2 protein-coding genes are annotated in these 946 nt (G+C 46.2%); one reads left to right on the top strand and one right to left on the bottom strand.

The window, feature by feature from the left end:
* On the top strand, positions 1 to 125 hold a 125-nt coding region (locus A3766_RS32825), incomplete at its 5' end, for a SlyX family protein (RefSeq protein WP_197479811.1).
* Positions 126 to 204: 79 nt separating this feature from the next.
* Here A3766_RS32825 and A3766_RS27985 read toward each other — a convergent pair.
* On the bottom strand, positions 205 to 946 hold a 742-nt coding region (locus tag A3766_RS27985; protein WP_197479810.1), incomplete at its 5' end, for a polysaccharide biosynthesis protein.

Below are 946 nucleotides of genomic sequence, written 5' to 3'. Positions count from 1 at the left end.
TCACTAAGCAGGACAGGGAAATCCAAGATTTGTGGGTAGCGAACCGACTATTAAAAGAAGGGCTTGGGGAACTTAAATCTGGCAGCGCAAGCACTGAGCAGGAGCCGCCCCCGCCGCACTATTAGCACTATTAGCACTATATAAAGTAGTGCTAAAAAGCGAGATAACTCTGCTCACGCCACCCTCATTTGGCAGCGCAGTAAATCAGGCCAGTTTTTTGGGCGATTTTGAAATCGAAACCACTTTTGGCTTTACGGGTGCTTCTTCATTCGCTGAAGCATTATGTTCGGGTATCAACTCATGCTGAGATTGCTTCCAAACAAGGTCATCAATCTCGTTCGATGGGTTATACCCTAGAGGCGCTTTAAGTAGCGTCTCACGCACTGAAGAACAATCAAATAGATGAGAGTATTTATCAATCTTCTCAAGCAAGGCTTCTACTTCAACCCAAGGTAATGAGATCTCACGACCTTTCATAATTCGAGAATGACTGGTTGGTAAAGGGTCGTCGCCAATCAACAACTCTTCGTATAACTTCTCGCCTGGTCGTAAGCCGGTATACTGAATTTCGATATCACCATTTGGATTATCATCATCCTTCACCTCAAGGCCCATTAAGCGAATCAGCTTACCTGCCAAATCGGCAATTCGAACCTGCTCGCCCATATCAAGCAAAAAGACATCACCGCCCTCGCCCATTGAGCCTGCTTGAAGTACCAACAAGGCTGCTTCAGGAATGGTCATAAAATAGCGAGTAATATCAGGGTGCGTTACCGTTACCGGGCCACCATCATTAATTTGCTTACGAAACAGCGGTACAACAGAACCCGAAGAACCTAATACATTGCCAAAGCGAACCATGCAAAAACGTGTATCGTTCTGGCGCTGGGCTAAGCCTTGAAGTACAAGCTCCGATAAACGCTTGGTTGCGCCCATCACATTAGTC

The organism is Oleiphilus sp. HI0132 (assembly GCF_001635845.1).
This window is presented reverse-complemented; position numbering and strand designations above follow the sequence as displayed.